Raw genomic sequence first — 21167 nt, forward strand, 5'->3', positions numbered from 1 at the left:
ACCCTCTCTCATGAAAGCAACCGAAATAACGGTGCTTTCTGGTCGATAGCGGCTGAGAGAGGGGCTTTTTAATTTTGGACAAATTGACAGAAATAAATTAAAAGAGTAACGTAATTGTATAATTATTATAATCACATAAAATTAATCGGATTAATTAAAATTTGAAAATGTGGAATCTGATGATATAAGGAGGAATTTTTTTGAGCGACTCGCAATTTAGCACGACCAAGCGCTGTATAACAGCCGAGGATTTATATCGACTTCACTGGGTTAGCGATCCAGCTATTCATCCTATTAGTGGTGAAATCGCTTACGTAGAACAGTATATTAATAAAGAGCGGACAGATTATAACTCAGGAATTTGGCTATTATCGTCCGATGGCGCTAGCGCATTACCCTTTACATACGGACCGAAAGATGAAACGCCTGTCTGGTCACCCGACGGATCACAACTAGCTTTTCTCCGTACAACAGACGGCAAGCGCCAGGTATGGATTATTCCAGAACGCGGGGGAGAGGCACGACAGCTTACATACGTAGAGAACAACGTTCGTTCATTAGCCTGGTCTCCTAATGGGACCTGCATATCGTTTGTAGCTAAAACGGCCGAGAACCCGTCAAGCCCGATATCCGATGAAGGAACTCAGGAGACGCAACTTAAGGGACGAGTTGTTAATCGAACGAAAGCTAAATCCGACGGCTATGGACTGTGGGATGATACTCGTGATCACTTGTATGTAACGGATATGACTTCGGGGCACACAGTTCAACTGACTTCCGGCGCTTATGATGTGGCAGAGCCTGTGTGGTCACCGGATGCTCAACGTATTTTATTCGTCGCCAGAATCGCAGAACATTCGAAAGAGGATACGGATTTACGTGAACTAAATGATTTGTTTACGATAACTCCTGCGATTTCAAATGATGATGCCGCAGCACCGCTTAAGCTGACCCATTCTGAACTGCACATCGAGAGTGCTGCTTATTCTCCCGACGGTTCAACGATTGCCTTTTACGGCCATGATCGACATGCCAAAGGCGCTACTCAGACCCGACTGTACACGGTTCCTTCCAGTGGGGGGAAGGCAGTATGCGTTAGTGAGACGCTTGACGCTCACCTTGGTAATGCGGGTATGAGCGACATGCGTTCACATCTTCATATAGGACCACCACGCTTCAGTGCGGACGGTCAATCCCTGTATACGCTGGTAAGTCTTGAAGGCAATGTACACGTATATCAGTTTGCGCTTGATGGAACTTTTAAAATTTTAACGCAAGGAGAACGAGAAATTTACCAATTCGAGCTTACATCGGATGAGCAGCATATCATTGCCGCTTCCACCGATGTAACTTTACCAGGCGATTTGTTCCGGATTGCGATTCATTCAGGAACTGAGGAACAGCTGACACGAGTAAATGATTCTTTGCTTGATGAGATTGAGATCAGTGTGCCTGAGTGCTTTTGGACGGGGGTTGAGGATGGCCGACGGGTGCAGGGATGGGTAATGAAGCCTGCTGGGTTTAAGGAGGGAGTATCCTATCCTGCCATTTTGGAGATTCACGGTGGCCCTCATGCCATGTATTCCAATTCTTTTTTTCATGAATTTCAGTTGCTGGCCGCTCAGGGATATACAGTCATCTACACGAATCCCGGAGGAAGCCGAGGGTACGGACAGTCTTTTACCAATGTCGTCCTTAGAGATTACGGCGGACGCGATTACACTGATCTACTGAGCGCAGTGGACGAGGCTATACGCCAGTTCCCATTCATTGATCCGGAAAAGCTGGGTGTAACAGGGGGCAGCTATGGTGGCTTTATGACAAACTGGATTGTTGGCCATACCGATCGTTTCCGCGCAGCTGTAACCCAGCGCTCCATATCTAATTGGCTGTCAATGTATGGAGTGAGCGACATAGGGTACTCGTTTACTGAAGATGAAGTCGGCGGGAATCCGTGGGAGGATTGCGAGCTCTTGTGGAGGCAATCTCCGCTGGCTTATGTGCAGCAAATTAACACACCGCTGCTCATATTGCACGGGGAGCAGGATCTGCGATGCCCTATAGAGCAGGGAGAACAGCTGTTTACAGCATTGCGTCGCTTGGGGAAACCTACGCAATTTGTCCGTTTTCCAGCTTCAAGTCACGAGCTTTCACGAAAAGGGCACCCGCAGCTTCGCGTGGAACGACTGCAACGCATTACCAATTGGTTTGCCCAACACGAATTATAAGTTAAATCGATTTCTTGTGTTGATGTAAAAATGTCAGGTCCTCATCATAGGACTTGGCATTTTTAGTATGCCTTGCTACAATTCTCTCAACCTCATTCAAAAGGAGATATATAATGGCTGAGCCCTTAAAAAATATGTACACGGAGAATTTTCTTCAACAATTCGGTGAAAAAGTACAGTCTGCATACAGGCCGTTCGATACCATCGGATTTATCCATCAAGTGATGGATGAAAAATGGGATGAGCTGGAGCTGAAAGAACGAATACGGCGTATTTCGTTAACATTAGGGGCATTTTTGCCCAGTAATTATGAAGAAGCTCTGGGTATTCTTTTTACTATAGATGAGCATTGCAGTGGTTTTCCGTACTTGTTTTTCCCCGATTTTGTGGAGGTGTATGGGCAGGGAGAAGGGGATTGGGACCTGTCCATGAAGGCGCTGGAGCGATTCACATCTAGGTCCTCTGCGGAGTTCGCCGTAAGACCCTTCCTCCTGCGTGAACCGGAACGGATGATGCAGCAAATGACGACCTGGGCGGGACATCAAAGTGAGCACGTTCGCCGTCTTGCCAGCGAAGGCTGCCGTCCACGGCTACCCTGGGGACAGGCGTTGCCTGTGTTTAAGCGCGATCCTGCTCCAGTATTGGCTGTATTGGAATTACTGAAAGCCGATCCATCACTATATGTACGTAAAAGTGTAGCCAACAACCTGAACGATATTGCCAAGGATCATCCTGATGTGGTCATTGCTACGGCTCAACGGTGGAAAGGGACACATCCTGACACCGACTGGATTGTGCGTCATGGCTGCCGGACCCTGATTCGCAAATCCATCCCCGAAGTGATGGCAATGTTCGGCTATGCGGATGAAACAGACGGGGGACCGTTGGTCACGGGTGCCTCTTTCACCACAGACCCTGCCGTGCTAAAGCTTGGTGATAGCTGTGAGTTGAGCTACGCGCTTCAGCTTCGTGAAGGTGACCCGGTACGAGTCCGCATCGAGTACGGCATTGACTTTGTAAAGGCGAGGGGACAAGTCTCACGTAAACTGTTTTTGCTATCTGACAAAACGGTCCCCGGAGGAACCCATCTTACAGGTACACGGACACACCGTTTTGCAGACCTGACAACTCGTCGCCATTATGAGGGAACGCATCGGATTGCGTTGCTCGTAAATGGTCAGGAAGCGGCTTATACAGTGGTAGAACTCCAGTTGTAGATCAAGATTGCAGTGAAGAGAAAGAGTCTGAAATCAGGCTCTTTCTTTTTGTTGTTGGTTTTACCTAATTTATTTTTTTCCAAAAAAATGATTAAAAAATGATTCTGGTATTAGAACCTGGTACTAAGACGTGTTATACTACAGTAAGAAAGTGGATCTCATCTTATGTATAAAGGGGAAGGTATAATTTGACAGATCAACAACAATGGCTTGCGCCTGAATATTACAATATGACTTCGGAAATGGAACACCATGAGGCTGATAAAACAGCACTTAAGTGGCTGAGTGAGACAGGAGAATACGAAGAAATCACCTATGGAGAGCTGTTGAAAAAGGCTAACCGACTGGCTGGAGGACTCGCAAGTCTGGGATTTAACAAAGGTGACAGAGTTCTGGTCGTAGTACCACGGCGTATTATTGCGTATGTAATTTATTTAGCCTGCTTGAAGCTGGGGCTTGCTGTCATTCCATCTTCAGAAATGCTGCGTGCCAAGGATATTGCATATCGTCTTCGCCATTCTGAAGCACGCGCAGTCATTGCCTGGACCGGAGTAACAGGTGAAGTGGACAAAATAAGCGATGATTTGCCTACTCTGGATTATCGTATCGTGGTCTCCGGGGACGACACGCCAGATGTATCTGGCTGGCTCGTGCTGAATGAGCTGATGGATGGACAGAAAGATACTTTTGAAGCTGTGAAGACGCACCGTGACGACATGGCCATTCTGGCCTATACTTCGGGCACCACGGGAAATCCTAAAGGTGTTGTACATAGCCATGGCTGGGGATATGCTCATCTGCGGATAACATCACCATGGTTGGATATTCAAGCTTCAGATATAGTATGGGCTACAGCTGCACCAGGATGGCAAAAGTGGATTTGGAGTCCGTTTTTATCTGTACTGGGGAATGGAGCGACCGGATTCGTATATAATGGTCCGTTTCGTCCGGGTCGCTATTTGCAGTTCATGCAGCAGTACGGAATCCAAGTGTTGTGCTGTACGCCGACAGAATATCGGATTATGGCGAAAACGGATGGTTTGGATCAATATGATCTATCCCAATTGCGCAGCGCAGTTTCTGCGGGAGAGCCTCTCAATCAGGAGGTCATTAATAAGTTTCAGGAGCAGTTCAACATTACGATTCGTGACGGCTATGGTCAAACGGAGAGCACATTAATTATTGGTAATTTAAAGGATGCACCTCTGCGTACAGGCTCGATGGGCAAATCTATTGCACCGGGACTCGTTGAGGTCGTAGACGAGGATGGCATTCCGCTGGCTCCGGGGCAAGTGGGCGATATTGCGGTACGCGCTGATCTGCCGGCATTATTCCAAACGTATTACCATGATCCAGAACGCAAATTAACTAGTGTCCACGGAGATTATTTTGTTACGGGAGACCGGGCTCGCAAAGATGAGGATGGATATTTCTGGTTCGAAGGACGTGGGGATGATATCATTATCAGTTCTGGCTATACCATTGGTCCTTTTGAAGTAGAGGAAGCGCTTATGAAGCATGACTCCGTGCAGGAATGTGCTGCCGTAGCCAGCCCTGACGAAATCCGTGGACATGTTGTAAAGGCTTTTGTCGTACTCAAAGCTGGGGTAGAAGGATCACCGGCGTTAGTGAAGGAACTGCAACATCATGTGAAAACATGGACGGCGCCTTATAAATACCCACGAAAAATAGAGTTTATTAAAGAACTCCCTAAAACCAGCTCAGGCAAAATACGAAGAGTGGAGCTGCGTGAACTGGAGAAGCAATCCGTACTGTAATGATGAAATTATTCAATATAATCAAAACGGAACAGGAGCGTGGAAAAATGAGTACATTTGAATCATTGTTGGAGCAATACGCAGAACTGGTTGTAAGAGTAGGGGTTAACATTCAGCCTGGACAGGTGTTTTTGGTAACTGCACCACTGGAAACTGTTGAGTTTACACGCCTGATTGTCAGCAAAGCCTATGAAGCAGGCGCTAAATATGTACAGGTAGAGTTTGAGGATGATTCCATTACACGTAGTCGTTTTGAACATGGTGACGAAGCTAGCTTCGATTACTACCCTGCTTGGAAGGCAGAAATGATGGAGAAATTTGCCGAAGAGGGTGGAGCCACACTAACGATTAAAGTGCCGAACCCCGATTTATATCAAGGCATTGATCCACAAAAGGTATCTCGTGCGACTAAGGCGGCAGCTACGGCGAGAGAAAGTTTTTCCAAATATACCCGAAATCATAAAATTAGCTGGTGTTTAATTAAAGCGCCGACGAAGGCTTGGGCCGATAAAGTATTTGCAGATGTAGCAGAAGAGGATCGTATACGTGTCATGTGGGATACAATCTTTCAAATGAACCGTGTAGATGGCTCTGATCCTATTCAGAATTGGCAGAAACATTTGGAAAACCTTGAACAGGTACAAGACAAGCTGAATCATAAAAAGTATAAAAGTCTCCACTATCGTGCACCAGGAACAGATTTGCGAATTGAACTGGCTGACGGGCATATTTGGCGCAGCGGCGGTGGGGAGAACGAGCGCGGAGATTACTTTGTCGCGAATATGCCGACAGAAGAAGTGTTCACGATGCCTAAGCGTATAGGTGTGAATGGTCATGTCACAAGTACCATGCCACTCAATTTAAATGGACAACTGGTGGATCGCATAACGTTTACCTTTAAGGACGGTAAAGTCACTGAATATACAGCAGAATCCGGCGAGCAACATCTGACTCATTTGCTCGCTACGGATGAAGGGGCCAGCTATTTGGGAGAAGTTGCACTGGTGCCGCACGATTCACCGATCTCCAATCTCAATCGTATTTTTTACAATACAGGTATCGACGAAAATGCCTCCTGTCACTTGGCCCTAGGCAGTGCGTATCCATTTAATATGGAAAATGGGACACAAATGAACCGGGAGGAGCTGCTCCAGAACGGTGCCAATGTCAGTCTGACTCATGTTGACTTCATGATCGGCTCAGCTGAGCTGGATATTGATGGCGAACTGCAAGATGGAAGTAAAGAAGCCGTGTTCCGCAAAGGAAATTGGGCTATTTAGTCCTTTTCTCAACCTCAATTCAATCAACCCGCAAACGATCTCATTCGTATGCGGGTTTTTCTATTCCCTAAATCTCAAATTACTCCTTGTTTTGTGAAATATAAAGTGCTAAACTGAGTTCAAACAACAATTTAAACAACGTTTTAATTACTGTTTGAAAAATGATTTACATAAATTGTCCTATTTCATTCATCCGTTATGATTGACCAAACAGGAGGAGGAACAACATGAATCACCCAGACAAAAAACAACAAACCAAAGAAAAAATCTTAGACGCTACGCTGGAATTTATTCAAAAGGAAGGTTTTGAGGCGGTTACAATCCGAAAAATTGCCGACCTGTCTGCTACTAATATTTCTTTAGTTAATTATTATTTTGGCTCCAAGGAAAATTTGCTCAGTGAAGCTATTGAAGTGATATTAAATGGCTTTCAACACACCTTTTCTATTTTGGATAATACAGCGATCCCCCCCCAAGATAGACTGAAACAATTTTTATATAACTATTTACAGGTCATTCGTCAATATCCAGAGCTTCTTTCGCGAATTATTGCCATGGGCAGCACGCCCTTCACATCTCAACAGGAATACGGAAGGTTTTTAAACATAATGGGATTTCCAAAGGTTCAGAACACGATCAAGGAGCTGACAGGTGAGCAACAGCCGGAGCTCTTGTTAGCGATGATGCTGCAAATATTCGGAGCTATTTTTCTGCCTGCACTTATGAGTCCAATTCTTGAATCAGGGGCAGTTGTGGAAATACCTTCAATAGAGGAACAATTAAATCTGCTGTTTGAAAGATATTTTGATCAAAAATAAAGCATAGGGGTGACTAATATGAATTATTTGAGAAAATATTGGCAAGATGCAGGGGCTATAATCGGTGTGGTCGTATGTGTTGTTTTGCTTATGAATCAAGCTATCCTTTCGGATATAACAGGCATGTTATGGTTGAGTTTTGTAGCTATATTGTTTCATCAATTTGAGGAGTACCGCTGGCCTGGATATTTTGCTGGTTTATTTAACAACGTTATGTTTAAAAGTGAAGCACCCGATCATTACCCCTTAAACACTCAATCAGCGATGATTATCAATGTTGCAATTGCCTATGTGTTTTACCTGCTCCCCGTATGGTTTCCGCAAGTAATCTGGCTTGGACTCGCACCCGTTTTTATGGGATTTTTTCAGGTCGTCTGGCACGGTATCGTCGTAAATATTAAAGCAAAAACCCTATATAATCCTGGCTTGTTTACGGCACTTCTCCTGCATGTTCCAGTCGGAATTTGGTATATACATGCAATAGTGCAGCGAGACATCCCAACGGCAATAGACTGGATTGCGGGTACGATCTACTTTGTTTTTGCTGTATACATCTTCATCATTAAAGGGAATATATGGTTGAAGAAGAGTGACTCTCCTTACTCCTTTTCTAAACAACAGCTGGGATCTTATGGTCGTAAATAGTGTATATTAGAAAATCATTAATGTCCTTGTTTACAAGTTGGAAACAAGTAGAGGTATTCTGGAAACGAGGTTCGGTTACACTTGGTTTGTACCCATGAACAAGGAAAGAGTGATCTTATAATGAAGCATACACATCAATTTTATGATCGTAAAAAGTTGGCTTACAAGCTAATCACCACTAGTGCTTTATTGGCGATAGGTTTTGCTGTGATGACAGGATGCAGCAATAGCGGGGAAGCAAAATCAACTGCTCCTACTAAAGCAGAAACAGTCACATCGCCTGCTAGTTCTACAGATCAAAACACGGATCTCAATACTAATGGGCAAGGCTCAACCTCAACCTCAACCTCGACCCATCAAGAACCTGCCAATAGTACAGCTACACCTCACAGTAAACACAGCCCTGCAGCCGCTATATTTAGCGCAGCCAAGCAGGGAACCTTACCGAATTTGCCTAAAGGTCTTGGCTTGGGAACTAGCAGCGCTCTTTTATTTGAGCTGTGGGGGAAATCCGAGTCTGGTTCTACTGGCCCTATGAGAAGCTACGCTAAGTATCATACAGACATCATGCTGGATGGAAGCGATAAAGTTACAGAAATTACATCTTCCGATCCAGAATATAAAAAGTTGCTTATCAAACAAATTGTTGACGATTTAGGCCAACCTACGGAAACCGTTGATACCTCTAGAGACATACCTGACACAGCAGAAGCTAATTATACGATCAATAACACATCAGGACTTAGTTATAATTTAGTATTTTCCTATCAAACCAAAACGCAAAAGGTCAATTATATCCGATTATATTTTAACTCTAAAACGCCATAATTGGATGCATATAACAGAGTCGTTTCCGTTAGAATTGCGGAGGCGACTTTGTTCAAGCTCATTGCATTTTTAGGGTATGTCGTTTATACTATTTTGTAATTGATTAATCACTAATCAGAAAACTGTGTTAAATAAAAGGATGAAAAAACATGACTAAAGCTACGTCAACATCTATAAATCGCCAAAAGGAAATCATATCTGCTGCCATTGAAGTGTTTGCTGAGATGGGCTACTACCGAGCTACAACAGCCAAAGTTGCAGAACGGGCCAATATTTCTCAACCCTATGTCTTTCGTTTTTTCGCTACCAAGGAAGCATTGCTTGTTGAAGCCCTGAAGGTTTCATTTACACGTATCATAGATTCTTTTCACAGCGTCATTCATTCGGCCTCATCTGAGCAGCTCGAGCAAGAGCTAATTGCAGCCTATTCGCAAATTATGACGGAATACCGTAATGAAACACTTTTGCAAATGCAGGCGCAGACGATCCGCGAGGATGAGGTTGTAAGCGTGATGCAGCAAGGGTTACGTGAAATTCATACGACGGTGTATGATGCTTTCCGACGGGCAGGTATTGAACAAGCAATGGAAAGAACGATGCTTTTTCTCGCTAGAGGTATGCTGTGTAATATTTCAATGTCGCTGGATTTGCCAGAACTGATGAAAAAAGACGATTAATTTTGGTTTATGTTTATGCATTAGAGTCGCGTTTTTGCGCGGCTTTTTTTGCTTTTAATTTTATTTGTTTAAGACATGATTTTGTTTGCTTCTGAGAAAAAACGGCCAAATAAGTTGACAAGAGAAGCGAGTATCGTTATTCTGATACCCATAGGGGTATATGTATAAAAGATTTAACTAAGCTAAGCCCCTCAAAAAACAGGCGGAGGTTATAGAATGTCATCAACTAACAATATCCAAGCAGATCATATTCTTGATTGTAAAGGGCTAGCTTGTCCTATGCCTATTGTAAAAGCAAGAAAGGCTATGAATGAGCTCGTTCCTGGAAAGATTATGGAGATTCAGGCGACTGACAAAGGTTCATTAGTCGATTTTCAGAGCTGGGCCAAAAACACCGGACATCAATATTTGGGCACTCTCCAAGAAGGAGATGTAATGCGACATTATCTACAAAAAGCAAATCTAGCTGAAGTGAAGAAGGAGCAAGTATTTTCTTCTACGATAAGCCATGAAGAGCTACAAGCAAAATATTCTGACAAAGAGAACTTCATTTTACTCGATGTTCGTGAACCCGCTGAATTTACGCTTAAACATATCCCTGGATCTAAGCACATCCCTCTTGGCGAACTGGAGAACAGACTTTCTGAACTGAACTTGGAAGAAGAGATCGCAGTGATTTGCCAAGCTGGAGCACGCAGTGAAATGGCTTGTCAGTTATTAGTTGCCAAAGGCGCTAAAAAAGTCAAATCTGTGCTTTCAGGCATATCCGAATGGGCTGGAGAGACTAAAGGAAGCGAATCCATATGAGCACACCCAAAACAACGATTGTATTATTCAGCGGGGAGCTGGATAAGGCGATTGCTGCATTCATTATTGCGAACGGAGCGGCAGCATATGATCACGAAGTAACTATTTTCTTTACTTTTTGGGGGCTAAATACGTTACGCAAGGATGAAATCGTGAGCACTAATAAGGGGATACTCGAAAAAGCCTTTGGTTGGATCATGCCTCGTGGACCCAAAAAGCTTGCACTATCCAAAATGAATTTTGCCGGACTCGGTCCACAGATGATCAAGCATGTCATGAAAAAACACAATGCGCTTTCCTTGCCGCAGCTTATAGAGTTGGCACGAGAGCAGGGGATCAAGCTCGTCGCCTGTACCATGACCATGGATTTGTTAGGGCTGCAGCAAGAAGAGCTAATCGAAGGTTTGGAATATGCTGGGGTAGCCGCCTACTTGGGGGATGCTTCCCAGGGCAAGGTGAATCTATTTATTTAGGGTATCCTATTTATTTTTTTGGTTTATAATATACCTATACGTGTATATGGTAAGTCAAAAAAGGAGTGCATTACTTATGGATTACAATTACAGTGATGAACTGAAAACGCGCCTGAGGAGGATTGAGGGACAGGTGCGTGGGGTACTTCGTTTAATGGATGAAGGAAAATCGTGCAAAGACGTCGTTAGCCAGTTATCTGCCGTACGTAACGCATCAGATAAAGCGATTGCCCAAATTGTAGCAGAGAATCTGCAACGATGTATATTGGAAGAGCAAGAGGCAGGAGGAGACACGGATAAGCTGGTTAAAGAAGCGATTCAGCTTCTTGTGAAAAGTAGATAATCTGACTCCGGAGTCCAAGCTAGCGGGCAATGATGTCACTATGCACAAAATTACGGGAGCTGGCATATTGCCTTTGATTAAAGATTATATACTAGCCGTAATTAAAAAGTTCGCTGCCTCTAGTTGGTAGCGGACTTTTTTATTCGGACATTTCAGGAATAATCCTCTGTTTATGCTGAGGTAGGCCGGTGTAAATAACACATAACAAAACAACTTCTTCCGGGAGGCCTATTTATGGAGGTATTTGTTTCGATTGGTGTCAAATTGATCATCAGCTTTTTTGGCTTGTGGATCATTACTTTTATTACAGGGCGGAAAACACTCAGTCAGTTAACACCACTCGATTTCCTAACATCATTGGTGTTAAGCGAAATTGTGGGAAATACGTTATATGACGATAAGGTGACCATTGGACAGCTTTTATTTGCTTTGGCACTATGGTGCGCGCTGGCCTACTTTTTTGAAAAAGCGACGACCCATTTTGTGAAATTTGGATATATGGCAGAAGGTCGAACAGTGCTGCTCGTGGATAAAGGGCAGGTTAATCAAGAAATGCTGGATAAATATGACATAGAATTTACACAGCTACTCTCCATGCTACGCCAGCAAAATATTTTTTCTCTGCGTGAGGTCTGGTACGCTACGTTAGAGACGAACGGCTCCTTGTCAGTCATGCGGAAACCTGAATACGAGCCACCCGCCGCTCAGGATATGGGAATAGATGCACAGCCTGATCTTTTTTCTGTTACTGTCATTGATAAGGGAAGGTTGCTAAATGAATCTATGCGTGGGAAAACAATTGATATTGGAGAGATTAAGGCTAAGGTGCGAGAGCAGGGATATGATAGTATCGATGAGATTGCCTATGCAGAGTTAAGCGAGGATGGAACACTTCATATCGTGCCAATGAGATAGAAAAAGCATTAAAAATAAGACCATTTTGATAATTAAGCCAAAAAAGAGGAGCAAGGTGAACAGTCAGGGTTGTACTTCCCAGCTCAAACAATGAAATACAGATGATCAACTCTGATACCCTGAGTGTATTTTTACTCATTGCTTCCATTCACTGCTCCATATTTATTTCATGCATTTAATTATCATTTTTAGATCCCAGCAGTTCTTTAAAAGATTTTTGAAATAACCCTATAGAATATTTGAGTCCCGGATTGAGGAGACTACCTCATGAGTTTGAAATTTTTCAGAAAGTGGTGATCAGATTTGAGTTTCTCGGATGATCAGCTTATCTGTCTCCGATTTGAGGACGAACTAGGGTGTTTTGCTAAGGCTGCTGCTCCTCCTATTTATGAGACTGCTCCATTTTTCTTTGATACTTACGAAGATTATGCTGAAGCGGCTAATAATGAAAAGGAGCATTATGTCTATTCGAGGGGAACCAATCCTACCGTTCAGATTGCAGAGCAAATGATTGCTGCACTGGAAGGTGGGGCGGACTGCAAGTGCTTTGCTTCCGGAATGGCTGCTATCAGTGCGGCTTTAATGTGTAGTTTATCCGCCGGGGACCATCTGATTCTGGTCGGACACATATACGAAACCTCCGTCAGCCTAGCTAAATACTTATCGAAGTTCAATATAAATTATACAATTGTACATTCCACTTCTACGGAAGCAGTTGCTGATGCCATCAACCCGCAGACCCGTGCTATTCTTATGGAGTCTCCTACCTCATTCACATTCGATATGGTAAATATTCAGGAGGTAGCTTCGCTTTCCAAATCGAAGGGCATCCGCACAATCATAGATAATTCATGGGCTACACCCCTTTTTCAAAAACCATTAGAATGGGGCGTAGATATCGTTGTTCACTCCGCATCCAAGTACTTGGGTGGTCATAATGATTTAATTGCAGGGGCAGTGATCGCTTCTAAAGAGATAATAAATCGTATGTATGCTGAAGAGTATGAGTTGATTGGCGGCTCGTTGGCCCCTTTTGAAGCATGGCTACTCATTCGGGGGCTAAGAACACTCCCGCTCCGAATGGAAGCCCATCAGAGAAATGCTCTGTTGGTTGCTCGTTTTCTATCAGATCATCCGGCCATTTCAAAAGTGAATCATCCCGGACTTCCTTCTCACCCACAACATGAGCTGGCATGTAGGCAACTCAAAGGGTATGCCGGATTATTCAGTTTTGAACTAAAAGATTCGGGTTATGAGGATATATGCAGAGTGATCAATAAACTGCGACTGATTCGGATCGGTGTATCTTGGGGGTCTATGGAGAGCCAGGTGATCTCACCAAACTACGGCTTCAATAAGCAGAGTCTAGAAAAACAACACATGCCCGAATCGCTTATCCGCCTAGCTGTAGGGCATGAGCCTGCTGAACTTCTGATACAGGATTTAGCTACAGCTTTAAGCTAAGCTAACTTTCAGGATTTTATCTAAAAAAGCGGAAGTAGCGGTTCCTCCAATACATAAAGAGCTTCTGCTTTTCTGATTTATGATGTTTATACCTGATCAACTTTGCACTTGAAGTAGGAGATAAGAGAGTCTCAGTTGTTCCAGGTAAATCAACGTGTAGAAATACAAACTAGTAAATTGGGAAATATTACAACTTGCCTGATAGGTATACACGTGATAAATTATATATCCAGCCAGTTAAACGGCTGTTGACTTGATCTTTGAAAACTGAACAACGAGTGAGTACGGATTTTGCTTGCAAAATCCAACGCTGAAATTTTGGTACATGCCTTCCAGGCTGTATAAAATGGAAGCAAACAAGAGATGTTTTTTATCTCGTCAGTTTCAACATGAGCTTATCGCTCTTTCTATAAACCAACTTCGGTTGGTCTTTAATGGAGAGTTTGATCCTGGCTCAGGACGAACGCTGGCGGCGTGCCTAATACATGCAAGTCGAGCGGGGTTACTTAGAAGCTTGCTTCTACACAACCTAGCGGCGGACGGGTGAGTAACACGTAGGCAACCTGCCCACAAGACAGGGATAACTACCGGAAACGGTAGCTAATACCCGATATATCCTTTTCCTGCATGGGAGAAGGAGGAAAGACGGAGCAATCTGTCACTTGTGGATGGGCCTGCGGCGCATTAGCTAGTTGGTGGGGTAAAGGCCTACCAAGGCGACGATGCGTAGCCGACCTGAGAGGGTGATCGGCCACACTGGGACTGAGACACGGCCCAGACTCCTACGGGAGGCAGCAGTAGGGAATCTTCCGCAATGGGCGAAAGCCTGACGGAGCAACGCCGCGTGAGTGATGAAGGTTTTCGGATCGTAAAGCTCTGTTGCCAGGGAAGAACATCTTGTAGAGTAACTGCTACAAGAGTGACGGTACCTGAGAAGAAAGCCCCGGCTAACTACGTGCCAGCAGCCGCGGTAATACGTAGGGGGCAAGCGTTGTCCGGAATTATTGGGCGTAAAGCGCGCGCAGGCGGCTTTTTAAGTCTGGTGTTTAATCCCGAGGCTCAACTTCGGGTCGCACTGGAAACTGGGGAGCTTGAGTGCAGAAGAGGAGAGTGGAATTCCACGTGTAGCGGTGAAATGCGTAGAGATGTGGAGGAACACCAGTGGCGAAGGCGACTCTCTGGGCTGTAACTGACGCTGAGGCGCGAAAGCGTGGGGAGCAAACAGGATTAGATACCCTGGTAGTCCACGCCGTAAACGATGAATGCTAGGTGTTAGGGGTTTCGATACCCTTGGTGCCGAAGTTAACACATTAAGCATTCCGCCTGGGGAGTACGGTCGCAAGACTGAAACTCAAAGGAATTGACGGGGACCCGCACAAGCAGTGGAGTATGTGGTTTAATTCGAAGCAACGCGAAGAACCTTACCAGGTCTTGACATCCCTCTGACCGGTCTAGAGATAGACCTTTCCTTCGGGACAGAGGAGACAGGTGGTGCATGGTTGTCGTCAGCTCGTGTCGTGAGATGTTGGGTTAAGTCCCGCAACGAGCGCAACCCTTATGCTTAGTTGCCAGCAGGTCAAGCTGGGCACTCTAAGCAGACTGCCGGTGATAAACCGGAGGAAGGTGGGGATGACGTCAAATCATCATGCCCCTTATGACCTGGGCTACACACGTACTACAATGGCCGGTACAACGGGAAGCGAAGCCGCGAGGTGGAGCCAATCCTAGAAAAGCCGGTCTCAGTTCGGATTGTAGGCTGCAACTCGCCTACATGAAGTCGGAATTGCTAGTAATCGCGGATCAGCATGCCGCGGTGAATACGTTCCCGGGTCTTGTACACACCGCCCGTCACACCACGAGAGTTTACAACACCCGAAGTCGGTGGGGTAACCCGCAAGGGAGCCAGCCGCCGAAGGTGGGGTAGATGATTGGGGTGAAGTCGTAACAAGGTAGCCGTATCGGAAGGTGCGGCTGGATCACCTCCTTTCTATGGAGAATCGTTTCCTGCGATGGAAACATTCAAATTCGCAGGTACATGTACCTGCGACCGGATATTCAATTCGGTTCATCACATTCGTGTGAATGAAATGAATATCCTAAACTTACTCACTCGTTGCTCAGTTTTGAGAGCTCAAACTCTCAAGCTTCGACGAATACTTCATTCACACATCCGTGTGGAACCGAAATATTCATCGGGTTTCGCTTCGATGAAGCGAATTGCACCTTGAAAACTGGATACCGAAACGAAATTGCGTTTTAGAATATTCCTTTAAGCTGATCTTGTGTAAACAAGTGAAATAAAGGTAGCTGCCTTGAATTTCATTCACACGTAAGTGTTGAACCGAATTTCAAAGCAAATCGTATTTACGATGTAAATACTAGGTTAAGCTACAAAGAGCACACGGAGGATGCCTAGGCGCCAGGAGCCGACGAAGGACGTGGCGAACAACGATAAGGCCTCGGGGAGCTGTAAGCAAGCTTTGATCCGGGGATGTCCGAATGGGGAAACCCGGCTGTCTTCATCGACAGTCACTACTCACTGAATTCATAGGTGAGTGAGAGGCAGACCAGGGGAACTGAAACATCTAAGTACCCTGAGGAAGAGAAAACAATAGTGATTCCGTCAGTAGCGGCGAGCGAACGCGGATTAGCCCAAACCAAGGAGCTTGCTCCTTGGGGTTGTGGGACGTCTCACATGGAGTTACAAAGGAACCGGTTAGATGAAGAGGTCTGGAAAGGCCTGCCAGAGAAGGTAAAAGCCCTGTAGTTCAAAACTTGTTCCCTCCGAGACGGATCCCGAGTAGTGCGGGGCACGTGAAACCCCGTATGAATCCGGCAGGACCATCTGCCAAGGCTAAATACTCCCTGGCGACCGATAGTGAAGCAGTACCGTGAGGGAAAGGTGAAAAGCACCCCGGAAGGGGAGTGAAATAGATCCTGAAACCGTGTGCTTACAAGAAGTCAGAGCCCTATGATATTTTCCTTTGGAAAAATCACGGGTGATGGCGTGCCTTTTGTAGAATGAACCGGCGAGTTACGTTCCCGTGCAAGGTTAAGGTGAAGAGCTGAAGCCGCAGCGAAAGCGAGTCTGAATAGGGCGAATGAGTACGTGGACGTAGACCCGAAACCGGGTGATCTACCCCTGTCCAGGGTGAAGGTGCGGTAACACGCACTGGAGGCCCGAACCCACGCATGTTGAAAAATGCGGGGATGAGGTGGGGGTAGCGGAGAAATTCCAATCGAACCCGGAGATAGCTGGTTCTCCCCGAAATAGCTTTAGGGCTAGCCTCGGAAAGAAGAATCGTGGAGGTAGAGCACTGATTGGGTGCGGGGCCCGCAAGGGTTACCAAGCTCAGTCAAACTCCGAATGCCATAGATTTAGTTCCGGGAGTCAGACAGTGAGTGCTAAGATCCATTGTCAAAAGGGAAACAGCCCAGACCATCAGCTAAGGTCCCCAAGTGTGTGTTAAGTGGGAAAGGATGTGGAGTTGCACAGACAACCAGGATGTTGGCTTAGAAGCAGCCACCATTGAAAGAGTGCGTAATAGCTCACTGGTCGAGTGACTCTGCGCCGAAAATGTAACGGGGCTAAACACACCACCGAAGCTATGGCTTGATGCAATGCATCAGGGGTAGGGGAGCGTTGAATGCGGGTTGAAGGTGTACCGTAAGGAGCGCTGGACTGCATTCAAGTGAGAATGCCGGTATGAGTAACGAAAAGATCTGTGAGAATCAGATCCGCCGAAAGCCTAAGGGTTCCTGAGGAAGGTTCGTCCGCTCAGGGTAAGTCGGGACCTAAGGCGAGGCCGATAGGCGTAGTCGAAGGACAACAGGTCGAAATTCCTGTACCACCGTAATCCGTTATGAGCGATGGGGTGACGCAGTAGGGTAGTGACGCGGACTGATGGATGTCCGTCTAAGCAGTGAGGCTGGTGTGTAGGCAAATCCGCACATCGTGAAGGCTGGGCTGTGATGGGGAGCGAAAATTGTAGTAGCGAAGGTCATGATCTCAGACTGCCAAGAAAAGCCTCTAGCCAGGAGAAGGTGCCCGTACCGCAAACCGACACAGGTAGGCGAGAAGAGAATTCTAAGGCGCGCGGAAGAACTCTCGTTAAGGAACTCGGCAAAATGACCCCGTAACTTCGGGAGAAGGGGTGCCTCGGTAGGGTGAATAGCCCGAGGGGGCCGCAGTGAAAAGGCCCAAGCGACTGTTTAGCAAAAACACAGGTCTGTGCGAAGCCGCAAGGCGAAGTATACGGGCTGACGCCTGCCCGGTGCTGGAAGGTTAAGGGGAGTGGTAAGCTCGCAAGAGCGAAGCTATGAACCGAAGCCCCAGTAAACGGCGGCCGTAACTATAACGGTCCTAAGGTAGCGAAATTCCTTGTCAGGTAAATTCTGACCCGCACGAATGGCGTAACGACTTGGGCGCTGTCTCAACGAGAGATCCGGTGAAATTTTAATACCTGTGAAGATGCAGGTTACCCGCGACAAGACGGAAAGACCCCATGGAGCTTTACTGCAGCTTGATATTGAATTTGGGTACGATCTGTACAGGATAGGTGGGAGCCGTCGAACTTTGAGCGCCAGCTTGAAGGGAGGCATCCTTGGGATACCACCCTGATCGTATCTAGGTTCTAACTTGGTACCGTAAACCGGTGCGAGGACAGTGTCAGGTGGGCAGTTTGACTGGGGCGGTCGCCTCCTAAAGAGTAACGGAGGCGCCCCAAGGTTCCCTCAGAATGGTTGGAAATCATTCGAAGAGTGCAAAGGCAGAAGGGAGCTTGACTGCGAGACCTACAAGTCGAGCAGGGACGAAAGTCGGGCTTAGTGATCCGGTGGTACCGCATGGAAGGGCCATCGCTCAACGGATAAAAGCTACCCTGGGGATAACAGGCTTATCTCCCCCAAGAGTCCACATCGACGGGGAGGTTTGGCACCTCGATGTCGGCTCATCGCATCCTGGGGCTGAAGTAGGTCCCAAGGGTTGGGCTGTTCGCCCATTAAAGCGGTACGCGAGCTGGGTTCAGAACGTCGTGAGACAGTTCGGTCCCTATCTGTCGTGGGCGTAGGAAATTTGAGAGGAGCTGTCCTTAGTACGAGAGGACCGGGATGGACGTACCGCTGGTGTACCAGTTGTTCCGCCAGGAGCACCGCTGGGTAGCTATGTACGGAAGGGATAAGCGCTGAAAGCATCTAAGCGTGAAGCCCCCCTCAAGATGAGATTTCCCAGTATGTAAGACCCCTTGAAGACGACGAGGTAGATAGGTTGGGGGTGGAAGTGCAGTAATGCATGGAGCTGACCAATACTAATCGGTCGAGGGCTTATCCTAAGATAAGACGCAATGAGTTTCGGATCCAGTTTTCAGGGTGTAACCTTGAAGGTATGTACAAGTGACATACAACAAGCGCATGGCTATTCATTCACACGATAAGTGATGAACTGAATAGCTGTACGGAAGAATTTGCGTAGCAAATTCATGTTTGGTGGCGATAGCGGAGGGGTTCCACACGTACCCATCCCGAACACGACCGTTAAGCCCTCCAGCGCCGATGGTACTTGGACCGCAGGGTCCTGGGAGAGTAGGACGTCGCCAAGCACGATAAAAGAGAGCACAGCCTTAATGGGCTGTGCTCTCTTTTATCTTTTCGGAATTAGATATTTAAACAGTTTAAAAGTAGGATATGGAAACTAAGAAGGAATAACATAGAAGTAACCTAGTCCTGACGAAGAGTAGGCTAGATGGGTGACGTAGTTCTTACATTGAAATAACAAAAACGGAACATGTATTAAAAATGTCGGCCATACCCTGAGGATTAATGAACTCGTATCCCGTTTCTAAAGCTGTAGGGAATGTTCACCATACAGACGCAAGTTTAATTGAAGAAATTCCTCTTAACTCAAAGTGAACTATTAGCCTAAAGAGTGCTATTATATGTATGAGCATGGATATGTACTACGTCCATATCAAATAAAAGTAAGAATAGCAGAATACTGGATTATTATGCTTGTTCCTAAAGATATGTATCTGAAAGGTTTTAAGACATTTATTTTATGGGTGCTAACAAGGACAAAGTGAGAAATCAGCTTGCTAAAGCGACGATAAGTGAAGTATCTTTTATGAGGAGCACCTTTGTAACTTAATTTTTCTTTATAAAATTCGTCATAAAAAGCGTGGCATCAGGTTGCATTTTAGAACTTTTGATCTTCCTCATTTACTTTGCATACATAAAATGAAAACTGGGTCTTCATATCGTGGAAAAAAAGGGTTTCCAAAATTAAGACAAGGAACACTGACTTTAGAAATGCTGAAAAAATCCAACTTAGGCGGATATGAGAGAACCATTTATCGTATATGACATTTCCCATTTCTTCATAAATTACTACATCAACCTAGCTTTATTATTTTTAATCCTCAGTTAGCCCAAAGCATGATTGATGCTGAGTTTATGTTGTATAACATTTTTAGTGGCAGATACATTCATTTGGGTATAAAGAAAGAAGATAATTCGGACTTTTACGTTCCTGTTACTTTTTTGGAGCGTAAAACCCCTTATCAAGGAATGACTGTTGTTAAAATTGATGACATAGATATTGATTTTACCTGAACATTCAGATAACTTAGTGCAGACGAACAGTATGTGACCTACGAAGCGTACGAAATGATCCGGCAGTTGGGACTCCAGTGGCCTGCCACTCAGGCAGACGTTGCTCTCATTCGGGAGAACATTAAACACAATGATTGCTATGTGCTGGAAATTAACGGGGTCATTCAGGCTACTGTTAGCCATTCGAAAAATAAGCCCTTGATTTTATAATCGACTTGCCGTTTGTGATGTGGTTCGCTGTAGACCCGGCTGCACAGGCCAAGGGTACGGGAGAAAACGAATTGAGTAGAACACACAATTATTCGTGATCAGTTGGGTGCCCCTGCGGTGACACTGGCGACAGCGGAGAAGCATCCATATCTGCTATCCATGTACGAGCGTTGGGAATATGAACGTATCTCGATCACCAAGAACGGACGAAGCCGATTTGTTCGCCGAAAGGGGGTTGGATAAAGCCACGAACTTTCACGAAAAGGACATGCGCAGCTTCGTGTGGAACGACTGCAACGCATTACAATTTGGTTTGTCAAGCACCAGATATAACACAAAATCTGTTTCTTGCACTTACTACACAGAAATTTTACAAAAATTCATTAAAAATTACAAACAATGCCTGATTTTTAGACAAAAGAGGGCATTGTTTGTGTATATAATATACTTATACATTATATCGACATACTTTAATTTACTTTTATATTTATATTGAAACAAAATCATTCAAATATCGCATTTTTTTCTTATTAAAGGAATTTAAAAAAGATATTGACATTTTTCGAGTCCATATCTATTATATAAATAAAATATTTCTCATTTAATACTTACATCGAAAAACATCCTGTATGACCTCAACAATTTATCATCACATTCATCTATGATACTGAATTTTAGGTTCCAAGCCTGGAATTCCAGTATACCTCAAGTTTTTTTACACTTCCAAGTCTACTCACACATCTGACTTTTGATCTCAATCACACCACGAATGGAAACTCCATAACCAACTCATTTTTACATGTCGATTACTGTTTTTTGACAATCGGTTTTGTTGCTTTTTGCTACATCTATCTCTACAGCCATTGTCTTCATACATA

At 45.1% G+C, this 21167-nt stretch carries 13 protein-coding genes, 3 rRNA genes and 1 pseudogene; all 17 read left to right on the forward strand.

The window, feature by feature from the left end; translation table 11 throughout:
- Positions 1-200 precede the first annotated feature (200 nt).
- On the forward strand, positions 201-2228 hold the full coding sequence (locus tag ACYCS5_RS27165; RefSeq protein ID WP_459760443.1) for a S9 family peptidase: 2028 nt from the start codon (positions 201-203) through the stop codon (positions 2226-2228).
- A gap of 113 nt (positions 2229-2341) precedes the next feature.
- The gene (locus ACYCS5_RS27170; RefSeq protein ID WP_459760444.1) at positions 2342-3445 is read left to right on the forward strand and encodes a DNA alkylation repair protein; all 1104 of its coding nucleotides are present in this window, start codon (positions 2342-2344) and stop codon (positions 3443-3445) included.
- 188 nt (positions 3446-3633) lie between these two features.
- Positions 3634-5223: an acyl-CoA synthetase gene (locus tag ACYCS5_RS27175; protein WP_459760445.1), complete on the forward strand. Its 1590-nt coding sequence runs from the start codon at positions 3634-3636 to the stop codon at positions 5221-5223.
- 47 nt (positions 5224-5270) lie between these two features.
- Entirely contained in the window at positions 5271-6503 is a 1233-nt protein-coding gene (locus ACYCS5_RS27180) for an aminopeptidase (protein ID WP_459761344.1), read from the forward strand.
- A 227-nt stretch (positions 6504-6730) separates the two neighbouring features.
- Positions 6731-7321, forward strand: a complete 591-nt coding sequence (locus ACYCS5_RS27185; RefSeq protein ID WP_459760446.1) for a TetR/AcrR family transcriptional regulator — start codon at positions 6731-6733, stop codon at positions 7319-7321.
- Between the two features lie 18 nt (positions 7322-7339).
- Complete coding sequence (locus tag ACYCS5_RS27190; RefSeq protein ID WP_029516795.1) at positions 7340-7966, forward strand: HXXEE domain-containing protein; 627 nt, start codon at positions 7340-7342, stop codon at positions 7964-7966.
- A gap of 120 nt (positions 7967-8086) precedes the next feature.
- On the forward strand, positions 8087-8794 hold the full coding sequence (locus ACYCS5_RS27195) for a DUF4309 domain-containing protein (RefSeq protein ID WP_165150852.1): 708 nt from the start codon (positions 8087-8089) through the stop codon (positions 8792-8794).
- Between the two features lie 149 nt (positions 8795-8943).
- Positions 8944-9471: a TetR/AcrR family transcriptional regulator gene (locus ACYCS5_RS27200; protein WP_029516793.1), complete on the forward strand. Its 528-nt coding sequence runs from the start codon at positions 8944-8946 to the stop codon at positions 9469-9471.
- Positions 9472-9687: 216 nt separating this feature from the next.
- Complete coding sequence (locus ACYCS5_RS27205) at positions 9688-10278, forward strand: sulfurtransferase TusA family protein (protein WP_165150851.1); 591 nt, start codon at positions 9688-9690, stop codon at positions 10276-10278.
- On the forward strand, positions 10275-10751 hold the full coding sequence (locus ACYCS5_RS27210) for a DsrE/DsrF/DrsH-like family protein (RefSeq protein ID WP_029516791.1): 477 nt from the start codon (positions 10275-10277) through the stop codon (positions 10749-10751). Before ACYCS5_RS27205 ends, ACYCS5_RS27210 begins: the two co-directional genes overlap by 4 nt.
- A gap of 76 nt (positions 10752-10827) precedes the next feature.
- The gene (locus tag ACYCS5_RS27215) at positions 10828-11094 is read left to right on the forward strand and encodes a metal-sensitive transcriptional regulator (protein WP_013310304.1); all 267 of its coding nucleotides are present in this window, start codon (positions 10828-10830) and stop codon (positions 11092-11094) included.
- Positions 11095-11328: 234 nt separating this feature from the next.
- Positions 11329-12009 (forward strand): YetF domain-containing protein, encoded by a 681-nt coding sequence (locus tag ACYCS5_RS27220; protein WP_459760447.1) that lies wholly within the window; start codon positions 11329-11331, stop codon positions 12007-12009.
- A gap of 303 nt (positions 12010-12312) precedes the next feature.
- Positions 12313-13473: a trans-sulfuration enzyme family protein gene (locus ACYCS5_RS27225; protein WP_029516789.1), complete on the forward strand. Its 1161-nt coding sequence runs from the start codon at positions 12313-12315 to the stop codon at positions 13471-13473.
- Positions 13474-13904: 431 nt separating this feature from the next.
- A 16S ribosomal RNA gene (locus tag ACYCS5_RS27230) occupies positions 13905-15460 on the forward strand.
- Positions 15461-15854: 394 nt separating this feature from the next.
- Positions 15855-18803, forward strand: a 23S ribosomal RNA gene (locus ACYCS5_RS27235).
- Positions 18804-18953: 150 nt separating this feature from the next.
- Positions 18954-19070 (forward strand): 5S ribosomal RNA (gene rrf, locus ACYCS5_RS27240).
- Together the 16S, 23S and 5S rRNA genes form the textbook arrangement of a ribosomal RNA operon.
- 1042 nt (positions 19071-20112) lie before the next feature.
- Positions 20113-20532: pseudogene (locus ACYCS5_RS27245) on the forward strand (GNAT family N-acetyltransferase).
- Positions 20533-21167 lie beyond the last annotated feature (635 nt).

It is taken from the genome of Paenibacillus sp. SEL3 (assembly GCF_054602585.1).

What these genes read in the sequence shown, in the direction of transcription:
- ACYCS5_RS27170 (WP_459760444.1), top strand. Translation starts at nt 2,342, where the DNA reads ATGGCTGAGCCCTTAAAAAATATGTACACGGAGAATTTTCTTCAACAA.
- ACYCS5_RS27180 (WP_459761344.1), top strand. Translation starts at nt 5,271, where the DNA reads ATGAGTACATTTGAATCATTGTTGGAGCAATACGCAGAACTGGTTGTA.
- ACYCS5_RS27185 (WP_459760446.1), top strand. Translation starts at nt 6,731, where the DNA reads ATGAATCACCCAGACAAAAAACAACAAACCAAAGAAAAAATCTTAGAC.
- ACYCS5_RS27190 (WP_029516795.1), top strand. Translation starts at nt 7,340, where the DNA reads ATGAATTATTTGAGAAAATATTGGCAAGATGCAGGGGCTATAATCGGT.
- ACYCS5_RS27195 (WP_165150852.1), top strand. Translation starts at nt 8,087, where the DNA reads ATGAAGCATACACATCAATTTTATGATCGTAAAAAGTTGGCTTACAAG.
- ACYCS5_RS27200 (WP_029516793.1), top strand. Translation starts at nt 8,944, where the DNA reads ATGACTAAAGCTACGTCAACATCTATAAATCGCCAAAAGGAAATCATA.
- ACYCS5_RS27205 (WP_165150851.1), top strand. Translation starts at nt 9,688, where the DNA reads ATGTCATCAACTAACAATATCCAAGCAGATCATATTCTTGATTGTAAA.
- ACYCS5_RS27210 (WP_029516791.1), top strand. Translation starts at nt 10,275, where the DNA reads ATGAGCACACCCAAAACAACGATTGTATTATTCAGCGGGGAGCTGGAT.
- ACYCS5_RS27215 (WP_013310304.1), top strand. Translation starts at nt 10,828, where the DNA reads ATGGATTACAATTACAGTGATGAACTGAAAACGCGCCTGAGGAGGATT.
- ACYCS5_RS27220 (WP_459760447.1), top strand. Translation starts at nt 11,329, where the DNA reads ATGGAGGTATTTGTTTCGATTGGTGTCAAATTGATCATCAGCTTTTTT.